The sequence below is a fragment of the Pontibacter lucknowensis genome, assembly GCF_900156415.1.
Taxonomy (GTDB): Bacteria; Bacteroidota; Bacteroidia; order Cytophagales; family Hymenobacteraceae; genus Pontibacter; species Pontibacter lucknowensis.
This window is the reverse complement of the sequence record NZ_FTNM01000001.1, coordinates 608,688-626,341: the sequence shown is the minus strand read 5'-3', so window position 1 is coordinate 626,341 and position 17,654 is coordinate 608,688. Positions and strand designations below refer to the sequence as shown.

General features: G+C 50.4%; 15 protein-coding genes and 1 riboswitch. Of the genes, 4 read left to right on the top strand and 11 right to left on the bottom strand.

Annotation, left to right across the window (positions count from 1 at the left end):
- Window positions 1-167: 167 nt before the first annotated feature.
- Window positions 168-401, bottom strand: coding sequence for a DUF2798 domain-containing protein (locus BW972_RS02790; RefSeq protein ID WP_007653476.1), 234 nt, complete (start codon window positions 399-401; stop codon window positions 168-170).
- Window positions 402-452: 51 nt separating this feature from the next.
- The gene (locus BW972_RS19815; protein WP_159439839.1) at window positions 453-629 is read right to left on the bottom strand and encodes a hypothetical protein; all 177 of its coding nucleotides are present in this window, start codon (window positions 627-629) and stop codon (window positions 453-455) included.
- A gap of 143 nt (window positions 630-772) precedes the next feature.
- Here BW972_RS19815 and BW972_RS02785 point away from each other — a divergent pair, with 143 nt between their 5' ends.
- Window positions 773-1,057, top strand: a complete 285-nt coding sequence (locus BW972_RS02785) for a hypothetical protein (protein ID WP_143731817.1) — start codon at window positions 773-775, stop codon at window positions 1,055-1,057.
- An 82-nt stretch (window positions 1,058-1,139) separates the two neighbouring features.
- Here BW972_RS02785 and BW972_RS02780 read toward each other — a convergent pair whose 3' ends face one another.
- A complete protein-coding gene (locus BW972_RS02780) occupies window positions 1,140-2,267 on the bottom strand; it encodes a DUF5074 domain-containing protein (protein WP_076420914.1) in 1,128 nt (375 codons plus the stop codon).
- A 22-nt stretch (window positions 2,268-2,289) separates the two neighbouring features.
- On the bottom strand, window positions 2,290-4,203 hold the full coding sequence (locus tag BW972_RS02775) for a TonB-dependent receptor plug domain-containing protein (RefSeq protein ID WP_083674055.1): 1,914 nt from the start codon (window positions 4,201-4,203) through the stop codon (window positions 2,290-2,292).
- A 103-nt stretch (window positions 4,204-4,306) separates the two neighbouring features.
- Window positions 4,307-4,509: riboswitch (cobalamin riboswitch) on the bottom strand.
- Window positions 4,510-4,699: 190 nt separating this feature from the next.
- On the opposite strand from BW972_RS02775, the gene BW972_RS02770 reads away from it, so the two are divergent.
- The gene (locus tag BW972_RS02770) at window positions 4,700-5,296 is read left to right on the top strand and encodes a DNA-3-methyladenine glycosylase (protein WP_007653469.1); all 597 of its coding nucleotides are present in this window, start codon (window positions 4,700-4,702) and stop codon (window positions 5,294-5,296) included.
- A gap of 1 nt (window position 5,297) precedes the next feature.
- On the opposite strand, the gene BW972_RS02765 is transcribed toward BW972_RS02770, so the two are convergent.
- From BW972_RS02765 to BW972_RS02755, 4 genes are all read right to left on the bottom strand, one after another.
- Window positions 5,298-8,042, bottom strand: a complete 2,745-nt coding sequence (locus BW972_RS02765) for a TonB-dependent receptor plug domain-containing protein (RefSeq protein WP_076420910.1) — start codon at window positions 8,040-8,042, stop codon at window positions 5,298-5,300.
- A 212-nt stretch (window positions 8,043-8,254) separates the two neighbouring features.
- Entirely contained in the window at window positions 8,255-8,428 is a 174-nt protein-coding gene (locus tag BW972_RS19810) for a hypothetical protein (RefSeq protein ID WP_155800488.1), read from the bottom strand.
- A gap of 135 nt (window positions 8,429-8,563) precedes the next feature.
- Window positions 8,564-8,995: a hypothetical protein gene (locus BW972_RS02760; protein ID WP_007653465.1), complete on the bottom strand. Its 432-nt coding sequence runs from the start codon at window positions 8,993-8,995 to the stop codon at window positions 8,564-8,566.
- Between the two features lie 293 nt (window positions 8,996-9,288).
- Window positions 9,289-10,485 carry a THUMP-like domain-containing protein gene (locus tag BW972_RS02755; protein WP_076420908.1) on the bottom strand — a complete coding sequence of 399 codons (1,197 nt, stop codon included), beginning with the start codon at window positions 10,483-10,485 and terminating at the stop codon, window positions 9,289-9,291.
- 134 nt (window positions 10,486-10,619) lie between these two features.
- Here BW972_RS02755 and BW972_RS02750 point away from each other — a divergent pair, with 134 nt between their 5' ends.
- Window positions 10,620-11,309 carry a DUF4397 domain-containing protein gene (locus BW972_RS02750; protein ID WP_076420906.1) on the top strand — a complete coding sequence of 230 codons (690 nt, stop codon included), beginning with the start codon at window positions 10,620-10,622 and terminating at the stop codon, window positions 11,307-11,309.
- A gap of 163 nt (window positions 11,310-11,472) precedes the next feature.
- A complete protein-coding gene (gene ahcY / locus BW972_RS02745; protein ID WP_076420904.1) occupies window positions 11,473-12,780 on the top strand; it encodes an adenosylhomocysteinase in 1,308 nt (435 codons plus the stop codon).
- A gap of 62 nt (window positions 12,781-12,842) precedes the next feature.
- Here ahcY and BW972_RS02740 read toward each other — a convergent pair whose 3' ends face one another.
- From BW972_RS02740 to BW972_RS02730, 3 genes are all read right to left on the bottom strand, one after another.
- Window positions 12,843-13,574: a glycosyltransferase family 2 protein gene (locus BW972_RS02740; protein WP_159439838.1), complete on the bottom strand. Its 732-nt coding sequence runs from the start codon at window positions 13,572-13,574 to the stop codon at window positions 12,843-12,845.
- A 122-nt stretch (window positions 13,575-13,696) separates the two neighbouring features.
- Window positions 13,697-14,437 (bottom strand): LytR/AlgR family response regulator transcription factor, encoded by a 741-nt coding sequence (locus BW972_RS02735; protein WP_007653458.1) that lies wholly within the window; start codon window positions 14,435-14,437, stop codon window positions 13,697-13,699.
- A 30-nt stretch (window positions 14,438-14,467) separates the two neighbouring features.
- Complete coding sequence (locus BW972_RS02730; RefSeq protein WP_076420900.1) at window positions 14,468-17,395, bottom strand: two-component regulator propeller domain-containing protein; 2,928 nt, start codon at window positions 17,393-17,395, stop codon at window positions 14,468-14,470.
- Window positions 17,396-17,654 lie beyond the last annotated feature (259 nt).

The window sequence follows — 17,654 nt, the reverse complement described above, 5'->3', positions numbered from 1 at the left end:
GTTGAATGCTTCTAGGCGTAAAAGCAAAGGTTAAATCAGTGAAATAAATTTCATGAATAATAACCCGAAGCAATGGCTTGTGATGGTGTAAGTGTTTCAATTGTTCCCTAAAACAAAAGGCCCGTGATGCTATCACGGGCTTTTCGTTTGTAGAGGTATAGCAGTGCTTATCTGAACAATTGCGAGGTCTTGTTTACAATATAATTTGCACCCGGCACAACAGCCAGCACAGTACCTGCCACCAAAACAAACAGTACCACAAACATGCGCAGCCAGTTACTGAAGAAGTTATCAGCAAAGCCGAAGGTATAGAGCTGCAGGGCAGAGGCTACGAGCAGGCACAGCAGGGAGATAACCAGCAACTTGCGTTTAAGCGCCGGGTTCATCAAGTTCTTTTTCATGGCAGACCAGGTATAGCCGCAAAGTTAAGGGTTAGGCTGATTGTTGCGTCATCAGGCGTGTCCTTTTTGTGCCTCGGCATCAGAGCTATCGTCTTTGGTGTGGCCCGGATTGTTCGCTCCTGAACCCTGTGGCGGTGGGGTTTGCTTGTCGGTAGCTACTTTTTTCTTGTCCGAAGACATTTCCTTGCTGCTCTTTTCCTGATCAGACTTATTTTTCCCGTTCATCATAGCTTCATGTTTTAGTGCACTATGTCATACGGCAAACGGACGAGCTGTGTAGCTTTTTTTAACTCTAATTGTAGGCTGGTCGTACATTAAAGAGCTATACCCTGATGTGGATTGGCACTTTGAAAATCTTAACTGAAAAAACTATGAAATCTATAAAGACAACGGCTGCTGTACTTGGTTTGCTTATGGGCGTAGGTATGGCGGCCTGTAACACAGGTACCGACCCAGGTGAGACAAACGTGGAGCGGAGCGAAATTGAGTATCCGGAGGAGCAAGACCGAGCCGGAACATACGGCGACACCACTGAAAACCACGAAGGAATATATGAAGGCCGTGAAGGTACCGCCATCGGCGACAGTGCCTACAACCAGGAAGGTGACCGGCAGAAACGTTATGATGAAAATCTGAAACCTAATCCGAATCAGTAATTCGGATCAGGTATAAAAGCACAATGCCCGGCTCTCGCAATAAGAGGGCCGGGCATTTGTGCTTTTGGGGATAACGGATTAATTATTTGAATACAAAGCCGTTCGGGGCAATACCAACCCTAAAGGAATCTATAGCAGCTCCGCTCTGTGGGCTGTAGCGTACTACCCAACCGTTGGAGGCATAGTCTGTCGCCTTGCCAGCGTAAATCGTGCCGCTGCCAGGTTCCACACCCAGGCCATTGAAGCCATATGGCACATAGGTGCCCCGGTCGATGAGTGGTTGAGTGGCCAGTGTGGTCGTGTTGACATCCTGCACCCATACCTTGTTGTTGAATACATAGTAGAGCTTGTCTCCGTTCTGATTTGGCGTGAGCTTGTCTGGAGATGGCGCATTTTTGGTGAAGGTGAGCGTCGCGGCTACCGAATTGCTGCCTGTGTTGATCTTGGCGAGGGAGCCGGGGGTGCTGTTTTCTTCACTGACAGACCAGTCGGTTGGGTCATAAGACTTGATGCCGCGGCTACTTACCCAAAGCATGTTGTTTCGGTCCAGTGCCAGGCTGCTCGGGCCGTCGTTTACGGTGATAGAAGTTTCTATCGCGTCAGTAGCCGTTTTGATTACCGTTACCGTATTGCCGCCACTGTTGGCTACGTAGAGCTTTCCACCCTGCAGGATTAGTTGCTCCGGTTGCACGCCTACAGTGATTGTTTTGGTAACGGTCAACGTTTGGAGATCTACCACTGCCACACGGCCGTTGCCATATTCATAAGTAGCCGGGTCGTAGCCAAGCCACTCCGTTACATAACCTTTATCATCGTTCAGGGCCGTAAAGTAGCGGGGAGCTTCCAGACCGGCGATCTCACCTTCAGCTTTCAGGGTGTGGGCATTAGTCACTACCACCTTACCGCTATTGTTCATCACCAGGTATAGTCTGTCGCCATGCTGTACCATATGCTGTAACACGTCGCCGAGCAGAAGCGGAGCATTCACCTTCTTAAAAGACTCGTTCTCCACAGTTTTACTATCGTGGCTGTAGAAGCTCATCGAGGCGTTTGATTTGGTCATGGCACCTTCATTGGAAACCAGGACACCATTGCGTGCATATTCTCCGGCCGGCTCGTTGTCCTTTTTGTCACAGGAAGTGATAGTGAGCGCACTAAAGGCAAAGGCAGCTGACAGGAAGTAGCTGCGGAAGCGGGTAATTTTTTTCATGTTATTGAGGTATGTATATAATTTAAGGTATGATAAAGCGCAGGCTGGCCGCAAAGCTGCGGGGTGGCATCGGCACGTTTTCGAGCACAGTATATTCACGGTCGGTTATGTTATCGCTGCGTACTGAAGCGACAAACTGATACTGACCGAGGCTGAACTTTCTGTGCAGTGCCAGGCTGAGCAAGGTATAGCCAGGCAGGCTGCCGGCGTTGCTGTTATCGGTATAGCGGAGGCCGGTATGTGTGATGTTGCCGAGGAGCGTCCAGGAGCGGAATGTAAGGTCAGCACCCAACTGGGCTTTGTGCAATGGCACGTGCGCAAGCTGTTGGTTCAGTTCCTGGTTTCCTTCGTAGGCCTTTACCTGCTCGGAGGAAGTATAGGTATAGGCGCCCGTAACAGCCAGTAGCCAGTCGCCTATTACGGTACTGGCGCGACTGCTGAGTTCTATACCTTGTGAGCGAACCTTCTGCAGGTTGCGGGGAGACCAATAGCTGGAAGTGATCGGCATCCATTGTATCCAGTTGTCCACCAGCATGCGGTAGACAGACAATTCAGAATCCAACTGCACACTGCCCAGGGTATAGCGGTGACGCAGTCCGGTTTCGTAACTCCAGCCTTGCTCCGGTTTGATGTCCGGATTACCGCCCGGTTGCCAGAATCGCTCGTTCAGCGTCGGTACCCGGTAGCTGCCCGACACGTTGCCCTTCAGGTATAGCTGGTGATTACCCTGCTGCAGCATGAGCCAATTGGCACCCAGGGTAGGGGCGGGAGTAGGGTTGTAGCCTTTCACGAAAGCCTGTCGCAGGTTTAGGCTCAGGTCGAGCCGCTTGCCAGGGTCGTAGCGGAAGAGCAGGAAAGCCGAAGCGCGGTCTTCAGTTACTTGTTTGCCATAGCCTTGCACATTGGCGTCAAAGTGCTGCAAATTAAGGCCACCCCGCAAACTCCAGCGGCGTGCATAGGTATAGGTCTGCTCAGCCTGCACCTGGTAAGTGTTGATATCAGTGGTAGAGTAGTTGTTATTGTCGGTGTAGCGGAGGTAATCATTGAAGACGGCTGCTTTCACGGAGGTTTCGCCCCAGTTGCTGCTGTGGTTCAATTCCGCCATCAGGCGCAGGTTCCGGTCGAGTTGTTCGGCATTGGTGTTGGCAGCGCCCAGCGCCGGAGCTACTTCCCGGTCGGCAAAGGTATACCAGCCATGCAAAGCAAGCCGGGTGTTGGAAGAGAGCTGCCAGCTCAGGTCCTGCGTAAAGCCATGCTGTGCTACCTGTGCCTGGTCCTGTCGACGAGCCGGTGCTCCAATGCGACCGTAGTCCCGGAAAAAGAAGTCGTTTTCTGCTGCCAGGCGATAGCCACTCAGTGCGACAGAAAGCTTTTGGCCGCTGTAGCGGACGCCTGCGCTGGAGAAGTAGCGGCCGAAGCTGCCGGCCTCCTGCATCACATCTGCTCCAAAGCCGGGTTCTTGCCGGGTTGGGGAGTTAAGCAAAACAGCCCCACCGATCGCGCCACTGCCATACATAGCACCTGCCGCTCCATGCTGCACCGCAATGCTTCCGATACTGCTCAAAGGCAACAAGGACAGATCGCTCTGCCCCAAGGCTGGCTGACTGATGTTGAGGCCGTTCCAAAGCACGGCAGTATGCGTAGCGCTGGTGCCCCGGAAGGAAGGAGTGGAAATGCCGCTCGCACCGTTCGTTTTCAGAAAAACCGGTGTGCGGGACTGCAAGGCATCCGCTATGGTGCCGGAGGCATAGGTGCGGATGAAACTGCTGTCGATTGTGCTCACGCGGCTGCCGGAGGCAAAAACCTCGGCGGGCTTGCCGAATATCTCGACGGTGCGCAAGTGATACAGCGTTGTATCCTGCTGTGCCACGGCAGCCGGTGCTATACCCAGCAAAAGGGCCAGGTATGATAAAAGACGGTAATGAAACTTTGCCACGTATACGCTTGCTTAGATCCCGAAGCATGCAGGCAGGTATAGGCAGGAACAGCGCGCGCAGGTATAGCGAAGGCCGTGCAGCTTTTTACCCGAAAGCATACGACTAATTGTTGTCGGACTGGCAGGTCTCCTGGCTCTCTTCAGGTTAGCCAGCCTTCCCGTGCGTCGTGCGGCACAGTGGCGGTGGTTTTGGCTAACCCTTTTTAAGAAGATCACAGTTGCGGGAACAGCATAGGTATCTCACCTATTTCCCTTTTAAGGCTTTGTCGCGGAAACAACAAGGCCACCAATCTGAAGGCAAAGGTAATTGTTTTAACGAAGAAACAAGTAATGAGTAATGACGAATGAGCGATTAGATTTAGTGAGTTGCATATGATAACGAACAATAATGCGCGGATAAGGTATTGGTCGATAAGCTTGTTTCACGTATACCTGTTCATCATTTGCTTGCAGGCAGCTATGAATTAACTACTCATTCATCATTATTCATTACAAAGTGAAGCTCAGAAAAGACTTTTATACCCGAGCGGATGTGGTGCAGGTGGCGCAGGACCTGCTGGGGAAATACCTCTACACGAACCACGGTGGCATCCTCACCGGAGGCATGATCGTGGAAACAGAAGCTTACTCCGGCACAAACGACAAGGCCTGCCATGCGCACATGAACCGCCGGACCCAGCGTACCGAGATCATGTACCACGAGGGCGGAGTGGCTTATGTATACCTGGTGTATGGCATGTACAACCTTTTTAACATCATTACCAATGTAGAAGGAAGCGCCGACGCCGTGCTGGTACGGGCCATTGAGCCGACAGAAGGCATAGAAGAAATGCTGCTGCGCCGCAATATGCTCACCCCTAAACCCAACCTTACTGCCGGGCCGGGCGTGCTTAGTATCGCCTTAGGTATAGACCGCCGCCACTACGGCGAACCACTCACCGGCGACACCATCTGGATAGAGGAAGGTATAGACGTACCTGCTGAAGGTATAGCTATCGGCCCCCGTGTAGGTATAGACTACGCCGGCGATGATGCCCTGCTGCCTTGGCGCTTCTGGCTAAAGGGCAACAAGTGGGTCAGCCGGAAAAAGTAGACTATGGCTGTATCCGTGTGTCGCTGCTGAAGCGATAGGAGGTCGCGCCTACCGTACCCTGCTTTGCTATACCTTCGCACACGGCCACAAACTCAGTAATGACATCTGACGTGAAGAACGTAATGGTTGCTCTGCCACTGGCATCGGTTTTAACATTCGGTTGCCAGTGCAGGGTGCTGCGGTAATCGGGCAGGTTGTGGCGGTCCTGGGGTACATCGTAGCGCGGCGAATAAAACTCCGATGGCTTGTTGTAGCCGGCCAGCTTGAAATTGATCGTGCCGGGAGATTTTTCATTCGCATAGTTGTAGTTCGGATTGCCTCTCTTGGTGAAAAGCGCAATCACGCCGCCGCCTGATGAAGAGCCATAGATGGCAGCATTAGCTCCTTTCAGCACCTCAATCGCCTCAATGTCCGAGGGGTCGAGCATGTTTACTGTCTCTAGTTCAACGCGCATACCGTCCAGTACAAACAGTGGCCCGTCGCCGCGTATCATAACACTGGTCTCACTGCCCGAACCCGTAACATGCACTCCGGCTACACGGCCAGCCAGGTATTGTAGTACATTTGGATATACTACCGTGAATTTGTCTAGCTCAATACGAGCATCTGCGTTCTCTTTAAAATAAATGCGGTGGTCATTGCTGAACTCCTGCTTTCTGGCTGTTATGTCTACCTGTTTCAGTTGAATGGCACCCGTCGTCAGGCGGTGCTGGCGGTCTGCCTTTGCCCAGTCGCTCATGCGCCTGCGGTAGGCTGTTATTTGGTCAGGCGATAGGGTGGCTCCTTCCAATGCCTGAAAATTAGGTATAGGGGCAGTGGTCCGATCCAGGTGAATCAGCTGGTTGTTGCTGCCCTTTGGCGTTCGCGCCTGTATGAAGACCTTCAACGTATCCTCAAAGTCCAGCCCTACAAAACGGAAACTACCGTCGGGGTTCGTCTCTGCCATGATCAGGTTAGGCAGGGTAGGTATAGTGTCTTTTGGAGCCGTGTTTGGTGTGAAGATGAGCGTCAGATTACTTTTCTGCGGTGTCTTCTTACCGAGCTCTTTTTCTACTTTCCCTGAAAATGAAATACTCTCCTCCGGAAGATGTGGGGTGGTTTGCAGCTTGTCCTGTAGCAGGTTGTCCCAGTTGAAGCGGCGCCAGCCCTGGGTGAGCAGCAGCAGGTCCAGGTGGCGGCGTGCCTGTGACTGCTTTTTGTCAAAGTAATAAGCGGGCTGCTCGATATTGCCTCTCAGCTCACCCTGCAGGTATAGCTGCGTGTAAATGTTGTTTTCGTAAGGCTGCTGGTTCTGGTCGATGAGGGCGTCGCGTACGGCGAGCGAGAAATTACCGGCTACCGGCATGCCGTTAGCATCGCGGGCCTCGAGCTGCATGGTCACTTTTTGTCTTTTGCCATACATGGCCTTGTCGGTTGTGATATTGAGCTGAAGCTGTGGCGGATGGTTCACAAAGGCCAGGCGTTCGCTCAGGGCTTTGCCGTCAGCGCTGAAAAGGGTGAAGTGGATCAAACCCACCGGGAACCGGGATGCAGGTATAGCTGACTCCAGTACCGGTTTATCGGTGTTGGCTCTCACCGCAAAAATAAGGCTGTCCGCAGCATGTGCAATCAGATACATAGGGCCTTGTGTAACCTGGTTGCTGAAGTTATGCTCTATCCGGAAGTTTACTGTATGTTCACTATGCTGTACGACCTGCAGCACCACGCCCTCAGGCTGTGCCTCCGGTAGCTTATACCTGGCTGTGCGACCATTGGGGAGCTGTACCTGCGCAGTGTAGGTTTTGCCGGGTTCGGGCATAAACGTAAAAGCGCCCATACCCAGGTGCTCACTTTTAAAGTCCATTACCATGTTACCTTGCTGGTCCTGCACCATGCCTGCTACCTGCTGTCCTTTGCCGCTTATGTCCACGGCTTTGAAACCTATCCGCGAAGGTATACCTGCCACGAGGTGTCCACCCTCTGGGAAAAACTGCAGGTCGAGTGCCGGCTGGCCTACCGGCAGGCGGTAACTTCGCTGGAATGGATTGCTCTTATCATCGGACTGCACGATCAGGAGGGCCTCCCTCACGCTACCACTCTGGGCATTGCTGAAGAAAAGCGGTAGCCGGGCTATACCTTGCGCATCTGTTTCCAGGCTACCTGACTTGCCTTTTTTACCATCCAGCACCAGTTGTGTCTTTAGTTTCAGGTTCTTTAGCGGTTCAAAAGGGTGCTTGTAAAACTGCAGACTGGTGATGATGGAGTCTCCGGCTGCGGAGGTGTGCGTCTGGAAAGTAATACTGGCTTTGGCCTCCGTAAGGGAGGGACTGGCAATGTTGAGTTCTCTGGTAAAAAAGTACTGCGGGTCGAAGTTGCGCATCCAGTTCGTGTAAGCCCTGAGCTGGTACAGCCCCTCTGATAAAGTGTCGGGTAGGTAGAAGTCCCCGTGTGCCATGCCATTTTGCAGCTTCAGCTTCCTGCTCAGGCGCACTTTGTTGTCAGGGCCTACCAGGTCTGCGTAGAGTACCGTGCTCAGGCTATCAGTTGTGTTTTGAGAAGCATATGCTTTGAACCAGATAGTCTCGCCGAGGCTGTAGAGCGCTTTGTCCTGATGGAGGTAGATGCTCTCCTGTGGGTGCAGGGTATAGAACTTCTGAAGTTGGAGCGCAATGCGCGTAATCAGGTCGTCGTTGCTGTCCTTTTTGAAGCTGAAAGCAAGCAGCAGTAAGACAAAAGGCAGTGATAAGAAAAGTAAAGGTTTGCGCATAGCTTGGCTTATGTTGATGGGTACTTGAGCAGATCAAATATTAAGCCAATAATATATAATAAAAAACTTATTATGTCTAATTAATCATTTAAAATAATGCTGAACATAAAGCTAAGCCTGTGCAGGTTTGAGAGCGACTGTATAATAAGAGCCCCGGCTGTTTACTGGGTCACAGTATAACCGGGGCTCCTAGAGTGAGTGTTAATCGATCGTTAGTGTTTTTTCTGCTCGTTGTCTGTGCGGGCCTGTGGCGTCGGGTTGTTAGAGCCCTTTTTCCCTACCGCATCCTTGTGCAGGTCGTTGCCTATGTCCTTTTTGCTACCAGGCTTATTCATGCCCGACTGCTGATTTTTCGGCATGTTCTTATTTTCTTTTTCGTTTTTCATAGCTTTAAAATTTCAGTTCGTTTAAAATCGTGTCTTATACTAAGTTTACGAAGTTCAAGAACGCTAGTTGATGTAAATAGGGAAGCCCGCAGCATCTGCCACGGGCTTTTCTGTAATATATTCAGCTAAACTATATTAGGAGTTATTATTGCTGGAGCCTGAGTTGTTGTCCTTGTTACTCTGACGCCCTGCTTGTGCGTGTCCCTCTGAGTCTCCGTGCCAGCCTTTTCCCTGGCTTTGGCTGCTACTGCCTTGTGACTGGTTGCTGCTTCTGGCCTGGGACTGGCTACCCTGAGATGAACTGTTGCTGATAGATGACGATGAGCTGTCATTTTTATGGCTCTGTCGGCCGGCCTGTGCATGACCTTGCGAGTCACCGTGCCAACCTTGGCCCTGGTTGCTGCTGCTGGTCTGCGATCGCTGGCCGCTCTGGTTCATTGGATTGCTTTGGGAGCGAGAAGTGCTTTCAAACTCACCTGATTCATTTCTTGGTTGATTCTGATTATTATTTCTGTTTTGATTCAGATTGTTGTTCTGATTTTGGTTCTCTTCATTATTGCGTTTCATAGCTTTCAAGTTTTATGTTTAACATGGTGTCTCCGTGCCAGACGGGACCCTCTGTTTTACGGACTAAGGTTTTAACAGTTAGCAGCTTAAGCAGGTCAGTGTTGGAACAGGTATAGCAATAAAACCGGCTGGAGCAATTATGGTTATATAGTGCTATGTAAGTATAACATCAGATGTATGTATTTGTGGCTGAACCTATTGAGAGCGTAATCTGAAAGGACTAAAAAGAAAGGCGGTAGGATTTTATGAAGAGCTGCCAAAATTAAAGCTCCATAAAAAATCTGAAAAAAAAATTATAGGGCAGGGGCGATTGCTTTCCGGCAAAAGATCACAAGCGGCTTCTGGTGCATGTCTGTGGTAAAGAAAAGGTATTCTGCACCTCCTTCTTTTATACCTGTCTTCTTGCGAATGTCAGCCACTGACTCTGGAAAATTGCGCACCGTGATGTTGGCTTTGCGCTGCGGGAGCCTGGCAAGGATTTCTTTTTTGTTATATCGGCCCGTGCCCTGGCAGGCAAAAGCCCGGCCCGGGAAATCAGGTATAAGCTGATCAGAGGTATAAAGGTGACTGTTAGGATGCAGCTTCTGCAGGCCAAACTGGCTGGCCACACTGCGGTAGGCGCCTGATTTAAGTATAGCGGAGTTAGGCTCGTAGAGATAGGCCTTTGGATCAGCGAAGCTGACTGACGTTTGCTCTTCCTGCTCTTTATCGAAAGTAAGCGTTTGAATGCTACCGTCTGGCATCAGGTTGATCGCATACCGTCTGGGGTTTGCCTTTGCACCGGGCTGAAGCAGGTATAGGACTTCCTTGCACTCGTTGTGCAGTGCGATTACCCATACTCTGGCTACTGAACCCAGTTGCTCAAGCGCCAGCTCAATATCAAGCATGGGGGAGGTTTTGAGCAGCACAGCATCTGCTTTTTCAAACAGCGCCGGCAGCAACTGCAGTACATCCGGTTCACAGTCTTGCAGCAGGTGCACCTTCTCTTGTTTATCACTACGACGTGCCGGATCCAGGTATAGCACATCGGCTTTACCAGTAAACTGCTGCAGAAAATCTTCTGCGGAGGAGTTGACAGCATCAATATTAGTAGCGCCCAGCAGCTTGAAATTATAAGAGGCTATTTCTGAAAGTTCGCTGTTCTGCTCCACATGCACCACCTGTTTAATCTGCTTCGAGAAAAAGAAACTGTCTACCCCGAACCCGCCTGTCAGGTCGACGAGCAGCTTGCCTTTTATCAGCGAAGCTTTGAAGGCAGCAGTTGCCTCTGAGGAAGTCTGCTCTACTGATACGGCCGTTGGAAATACCACATCCGGATAGGCTACCCAGGTCGGCAGTTTGTCAATGGCTTTTTGCCGTGCCTGGATCTGCTTTACCAGTTCAGCCACTGGTAACTGTGGGTAGCGGCTTGCCTGCAGCATCAGCTCGGCAGGGTTGCGATGCTGGTGCTGCCGCATATAATCTTTCTCTTCGGGAGTGTAGTGCTTCATGGTACACTGCAAAGGTACAAATTTAATCAGCCCTGTTTTTCTTATAAAAAACGGCCAACCGCAAACAATCCCTATACCTGCTGGTTGTAATCACAGCTAAAAGAAATTTTTAATAAATAATTTATCAGACTACTATGAAGAAATGGATGAAAATCATGATGCTGGCGGTGCTGCCAGCCATGGTGCTAACAAGCTGTGATGATGACGATGATGACATGACCGTCATCGAAAACGCGAATGTACTGGTGGTGCACGCCTCACCTGACGCACCGGGCGTTGATTTATTGGTGGATGATGAGAAAGTGAATTCGGCAGCCCTTACCTATCCAAATAATACAGGCTATTTGGAAGTGCCGGCTGGTCGCCGAAACATAAAAGTAAATGCTGCTGGCACTAACACATCAGTTATCAATGCGAACCTGGATCTGGAGCGTAACATGAACTACTCTGTATTCGCGATCAACACGTTGAGCAATATAGAGCCACTGGTGCTTATGGATGACCTGAGTGCACCGGCCTCCGGTAATGCGCACGTTCGTTTTGTGCACCTTTCGCCAGACGCCCCGGCAGTAGACATTGCCGTAACTGGTGGACCTGTTCTGTTCAGCAGCAGCGAATTCAAAGATGCGACTCCTTTTACCCCTGTACCGACAGGTTCTTACGATCTGGAAGTGAGACTGGCCGGAACAGAAACTGTAGTGCTGGCCGTGCCTAACGTGCAATTGGCCAGTGGCCGCATCTACACTGTATTTGCCAGAGGTTTCGTGTCGCCACCTGCTGACAACACGAACTCGCTTGGTGCCGAGATCATTACTAACCGATAACCACGAAGAAGACGCTACCTGGTTGAGGCCTGTGCCATTGGTACAGGCCTCAATATTTTTAAGGTATATTCAAACTAATTGACTTTCAGTTGAGTAGTGCTATTATGTTGAAGTTGAGTGAGAAATTTTGTAATTTTGTGCTTCCCTAAGAAAAAAGTAAAATATGATCGATACAACACTTAAGTACAAAGTAAAAGATATTTCGCTGGCCGAGTGGGGCCGCAAAGAGATCAGATTGGCAGAGGCTGAAATGCCTGGTCTGATGGCTATCCGTGAAGAGTATGGCCCGAGCAAGCCATTGGCTGGTGCCCGCATCGCTGGCTGCCTGCACATGACCATCCAGACGGCTGTGCTGATCGAAACACTGGTAGAGTTGGGTGCTGAGGTTACCTGGTCATCTTGCAACATCTTCTCTACACAGGACCATGCCGCTGCTGCGATTGCTGCTGCTGGTATCTCTGTCTATGCCTGGAAAGGTATGACAGCTGAGGAGTTTGACTGGTGCATTGAGCAGACACTGTTCTTTGGCGAGGACCGCAAGCCGCTTAACATGATCCTGGACGATGGTGGTGACCTGACCAACATGGTGCTCGACAAGTATCCTGAGCTTGCTCCGGGTGTGAAAGGCCTTTCTGAAGAAACGACAACAGGCGTTCACCGTCTGTACGAGCGTATGAAGAACGGAACACTTCCGATGCCTGCTATCAATGTAAACGACTCCGTAACCAAGTCTAAGTTTGACAACAAGTATGGCTGTAAAGAATCGTTGGTAGATGCGATCCGTCGTGCTACTGACGTGATGATGGCTGGTAAAGTAGCCGTTGTAGCTGGTTACGGTGACGTAGGCAAAGGATCTGCCGCTTCATTGCGTGGTGCCGGTGCCCGTGTGATCGTGACAGAAATCGACCCAATCTGCGCCCTGCAGGCTGCCATGGACGGCTTTGCGGTGAAAAAGATGGTTGATGCTATCAAGGAGGCTGATATTGTTGTAACCGCTACTGGTAACAAGGATATTATCACAGAGCGTGAGTTCCGTCTTCTGAAGGACAAGGCGATCGTTTGTAACATCGGTCACTTCGACAATGAGATCGACATGGCTTGGCTGAACAAGAGCTACGGCAACACAAAAGATACTATCAAGCCGCAGGTAGACCTGTACAACATCGAAGGCAAAGACATCATCGTGCTGGCTGAGGGCCGCCTGGTAAACCTGGGATGCGCAACTGGTCACCCTTCATTTGTAATGTCAAACTCATTCTCTAACCAGACACTGGCCCAGATCGAACTGTGGACAAACGCTGAAGCTTACGAGAACAAGGTATATACCTTACCGAAGCACCTGGACGAGAAAGTAGCCCGCCTGCACCTGAGCAAGATTGGTGTGGAACTGGACGAACTGTCTTCAGACCAGGCCGCTTACATCGGTGTGACAGTAGAAGGCCCTTACAAGCCGGAGTACTACAGATACTAATTTTGAGTATTGCTTATAAACAGGAAAGCCGGAGCATCAGCTCCGGCTTTCCTGTTTATAAGCTATTTCTTAAACTTTCCCATTTTCAGCATTTTGTATACCGAGGCTTTGGCCTGCTTAAACCTGTTGTCGAGTTTGAGGTATTTGTTGGCTTTGTCGCGGAAGTGGATGCGGCGATGCCAACCCAAATGATTAGTGTAAGGCTCCTCCAGGATGAAAGCGGTATAGCCCAGGTCGGCGTAGAAATCTGAGATCTCTCTCTCAAACTGCCCCGGCGTATACTGCTCAAAGCTGCCCATCAGGCGGTAGTCACTCACGCGTTTCAGGCTGGGGTTAAGCGTAAAGATATCTTTCTGAACTTTCCGGTAGCGTATACCTTCAAACTCAGCCACAGTAGGGCTGAAAAAGTCGGCAGGGTACTCTTCGGCACTACGGCCCCATACTGTAATCAGCTTCGGGAAAGCTTCCATCAATACAAGGGAGTCCTCAATAAAGCCTTTGCGCAGAAAGTCCCAGTCATCCTCGCAATGGAAGATGTACTCGGTCTTTACCTGGCTGTAAGCTTTGTCGATGCTCTTCTGCTGGCCGAGCTGCTCCGGGTTTACAATCGTCTCAAACTTGTCGTAGCTGAATTTGCGCAGTACGCTCTCCAGCCCCTTGCCGTCTCCGCTATCCTCTATGATCAGGATTTTCTCAACGGGGTAGGTGTTGAATTTGAAGAAGCTGTGCAGTGTAGCCTCCAGCAGATCGAAGCGGTTGCAGCTGGTAATAACGACAGTAATTCCCTTGGGCATATTCATTTAAAAAGAGTGAATGCACAAAGATAGGGGGAGCACTAAATTAATTGCCCTGGCTCTGTATATATTTCAGAGTCAGGGCAACCTGTAGCTTCACGTATGACTGGTGATTTTTGCTATTAGATGATGTTGAAGCGCGACATCAGGGCCTTCTTGTAGGATTTACCGATCGGGACTTCTCCTTTGGAGAACACGACTGCGTTTTCTTCCAGCGCCTCTACTTTGTCGAGGTTGGCAATATAAGAGCGGTGCACCCGCACAAAATTGCCGGAAGGCAGCTTGTGCTCCATGTCCTTGAGTGTAGAGCTGACCAGGTACTTTTGATCTACAGTGACAATGAAAGAGTAGTTGTCATAGGCCTCTACCCACAGGATGTCGCTATACTGTACCTTGATGATGCGGTGCTTTACCTTTACGAAGATGTAATCAGTCTGTGTCTCGGCTTCTTTGGGGGCTTTGCCTGCGCCGTTGTCCACTACTTTGTGCCCGGAGTCGTGTTTGTAAAGGGCAAGCTCGATAGCAGAACGCAGGTTTTTCTCGTCAAAGGGTTTAGCCAGGAACCCATCGGGCTCTGTTTTCTTTGCCCTGTCCAGTGTAGCCTTGTCGGCATAGGCGGTCAGGTAGATGAAAGGGATGTCAAACTCCTCCCGTATTTTAGAGCCGATCTCTATCCCATCAGCATCACCTTTCAGGTTCACATCGAGCAGCACCAGGTCTGGTTGCAGGGTCCGGATCATCTCAAGAGTGTTCGCACCGGAGTCGATGCCACACGTCTGGTAGCCTAGCTCTTCCAAACAGGCAGCCAGGTCTTCTGCGATTATAATTTCGTCTTCCGAAATAAGAATTTTTGGTTTTGTCATAGCATTAATCTCATACGTAAAATTAGCTAGTTACGATGCCAAAACAAAATACAATATTGATTTTGTACCATTATTATTTTGGAATTCGATATTGCCTCCAAGTTTTCGTGCCAGTGAGGACACCAGTTGGAGACCAAATGATTTTTTGCGCCGTTCTTGAAAGTCGCTAGGCAAGCCCACGCCGTCGTCATGTACTGTCAGGGTATAAGCGTTTTCGTGTTCTGGCCTTAGGTAAATAGCGACTTGCCCATAACGGTTGGGGAAGGCATATTTAATAGAATTGGAAACAAGTTCATTCACAATCAGCCCTAATGACAGGGCTGTGTCTGCCTCCACCATGATAGTAGGTATATCGAGCTTGATTTTGATATGGCGCTCTTTGGTGCCGTATGTGGCGCTCAGGCCTTCGCATATATCTTCTATGTAGGCGTTCAAATCAATAGAGGCCAGGTCTTCGTGCTGGTAGAGGCGCTCGTGCAGAATAGCCATCGATCTCACCCGGCCCCTGACTGACTGCATTACTTCAAGTGCATTCGGGTCTTGTACGTGGCGGGCCTGCAGGTTGAGCATGCTCATAATGATCTGCAGATTGTTTTTAACGCGATGATGGATCTCCTTCAGTAGAATTTCCTTCTCACGGTTTTTTTCTTCCAGCAGCTGTGTTCGATACTGTACCTTATGTTCGAGCAGCGTATTCATTTTTACCAGACTTCTTTCGCGCAGCCTGATCAGGCTGATCGTTGCGCCGGTGGCTATGAGTACCAGTAGCACGATGAACCACTCTCTGCGCCACACCGGAGGTACAATGGTGAAGGTATAGGTAAGAGGACTAGGCGTCCAGTAGCCGTCGCTGTTGGCTGCGAGTAACTGAAAGGTATAGGTACCCGGGTCGAGGCTGGCATAGGTGGCAAAGGAATGATCCGTGACAGCAGACCAATGGTCGTCATGTCCTTTGAGGCGGTAGCGGTAGCGCACACGGTCGGGGGCAGTTAGTGATATGCCATGAAAGTCAAATGTCAGGTGGTTTTGATGGTGTGGGAGCCGAAGATTTACAGGGAGCTCAGTAGTTGAGTCTGTCGCATAACCCATGCTCGCCCAGTCAGTGGGTTTCAGAAAGAGCATGATATTGGTCAGGATTGTATTGGGGTATACCTGATTGCGCCTGTCCATGTCAGGCAGGTACATGGTCAGGCCTTTGGCGGTGGCAAACCACACGGTACCGTCTGGCGTCTGGGTGATACCCTTGTTGCTGACTTCAAGACCCCGAAACCCCTCCTGATTTGCATACGACCGGATGCTGATGCGCCCCCGGGTATGTAGCTGATCAAGCTGCACTTTTAGTACGCCCCGACTGGTGCCGACCCACAGGTGATTGGTGTTATCAACAAAAAGGCTCTTTATACCTTCATTGGGCAGTCCGTTCCGGGAGTTGTATACCTTGGGAGCCCTCCACTTGTCATGCCAGGCCATGATGCCGTAATTGAAACCGCCAAAGTACAGGGTGCCCCACTCGTCCTCTGCAATAGTGCGGATCTCACGAAAGCCAGCTTCGCCCAGTCCTTTGGCGGCGGCCAGGGCGTTGTTCTCGTACCGGAACACACCTTTTTCGGCACCAACCCATATTCTGCCCTGGCTGTCACGATGTAGGGCATACACATTGCCTGTAAGCTGTGGCTTGTGCAATGGCTTAATAAATTGCTGGTTGGGGGGCAGAACAGCCAATCCGGCGGCAGTTGCGAGTAGCAGGTCACCATTTCGCATGAGCATAGCCTGAAACACCTCTGCTGAGGGCAGCCCCTGCGCCGTGCTGTAATGTGTTACTTTGCCGGGCCCCAAACGGTATAGGCCTTTGCTGGTACATACCCACACATCATTTTCATGTGCTACCCACATACTATGCAGGGTGGTGCCTCTGGGCCAAATATCAGTCTGCAGCCAGTTTAAAATACCTCCTTCCATATAAGCAGCATAGCCGTCATCAGTACCCAACCACACCCTGCCTTTGGTATCTTGCGCCAGAGCTGATATAACAGGCTCCTTCACCTGTCCCATATCAAAAAAGTGTACAAACCAGGGGTTACGGTACTGCATCAGGCCATGGCCAGTTGTTCCAATCCAGATATTCCCTTCACGATCTGTTGTGATGCAGTTGACTCTGTCTGTGCGCAGACCGCTGAAGCGGGTCAGGTGCTGAAACTCTTTGCCATCGTATTTAAGCACGCCATTCAGGTTCAGACTTAACCATTGATGACCGTAGTTGTCAGTTGTGAAGTCTCTTATATTCGGACTCGTTATACCTGCCGGCAACTCAAAGTGCTCCAGCTTGTTTTGCCGGAAAGTTGCCGCGCCGTTGGCAGTACCTATCCAAATAGTACCGTCAGGTGACTGGTTTAGCACATTAACGCTGTTATAGGGCAGGGAGCTGTTGGCGGAGGTATAATTAGTTGTTCCTTTCGATGTGATGCTGTACACGCCCTGGGAGTTGCTCCCTGCCCAGAGCTCGTTTGTGGCTGTGAAAAGCACGTCATTGTAACGGATGGGTGGTAATTCAGTGTGCTGCACAAATGCATTCTTGGCCAGGTAGTAAACGCCACTGTCTGTTGCTGCCCATATAGTGCCTTGGTTATCTTCTGCTATACTGTAGACCCCTCCGGGCGGCAGGCCAGCCTCCAGGTCATAAGCATAAAAGTTATTGCCCGTGAGCAGCATCAAGCCCTTATCAGTAGTCCCGATCCAGATGCGCTGGCGGCTGTCGAGCAGCAGGCAGCTTATACTGTTGCTGCTCATGCCATCGCGCTTGGTATAGGTATGGAAGGTAGACCCGTCAAAGCGACTGAGCCCCCCCAGCGTAGCTAGCCAGAGCTGCCCTTTGTGATCCTGCAGGATGTCATTCACCTGAGATTGCGGTAAGCCCTGCTCAAGCGACCAGTTTCGGAAGTTGAACTGTTGCGCCTGCAAGTTTAAAGAAACTGCCAGTAAGAGTGTAAAAGCAATAAGGCGCATCCGGAAGCAAGGGCGTTAGAAGTGACAACACAGGAAGTTAATTTATTTTGTAATAAAAAATAGCTTAATATTTACATTACTCTAAAGCTGTAAATTTGTTGCCTGCAGGCTATACCTGATGTTATAAAATTACTTTGTGTGTGGAAGGCTTAATAAAAATCAATGCCTATACCTGTTGCAGAGATCCCAGGCAACAGGTATAGGCATTGGCAAG

Coding starts and splice junctions, on each gene's coding strand:
- BW972_RS02750 (WP_076420906.1), top strand. CDS start 10,620: ATGAAGAAATGGATGAAAATCATGATGCTGGCGGTGCTGCCAGCCATG.
- BW972_RS19810 (WP_155800488.1), bottom strand. CDS start 8,428: ATGAAAAACGAAAAAGAAAATAAGAACATGCCGAAAAATCAGCAGTCG.
- BW972_RS02755 (WP_076420908.1), bottom strand. CDS start 10,485: ATGAAGCACTACACTCCCGAAGAGAAAGATTATATGCGGCAGCACCAG.
- BW972_RS19815 (WP_159439839.1), bottom strand. CDS start 629: ATGATGAACGGGAAAAATAAGTCTGATCAGGAAAAGAGCAGCAAGGAA.
- BW972_RS02735 (WP_007653458.1), bottom strand. CDS start 14,437: ATGACAAAACCAAAAATTCTTATTTCGGAAGACGAAATTATAATCGCA.
- BW972_RS02790 (WP_007653476.1), bottom strand. CDS start 401: ATGAAAAAGAACTTGATGAACCCGGCGCTTAAACGCAAGTTGCTGGTT.
- BW972_RS02760 (WP_007653465.1), bottom strand. CDS start 8,995: ATGAAACGCAATAATGAAGAGAACCAAAATCAGAACAACAATCTGAAT.
- BW972_RS02780 (WP_076420914.1), bottom strand. CDS start 2,267: ATGAAAAAAATTACCCGCTTCCGCAGCTACTTCCTGTCAGCTGCCTTT.
- BW972_RS02740 (WP_159439838.1), bottom strand. CDS start 13,574: ATGCCCAAGGGAATTACTGTCGTTATTACCAGCTGCAACCGCTTCGAT.
- ahcY (WP_076420904.1), top strand. CDS start 11,473: ATGATCGATACAACACTTAAGTACAAAGTAAAAGATATTTCGCTGGCC.
- BW972_RS02765 (WP_076420910.1), bottom strand. CDS start 8,042: ATGCGCAAACCTTTACTTTTCTTATCACTGCCTTTTGTCTTACTGCTG.
- BW972_RS02785 (WP_143731817.1), top strand. CDS start 773: ATGAAATCTATAAAGACAACGGCTGCTGTACTTGGTTTGCTTATGGGC.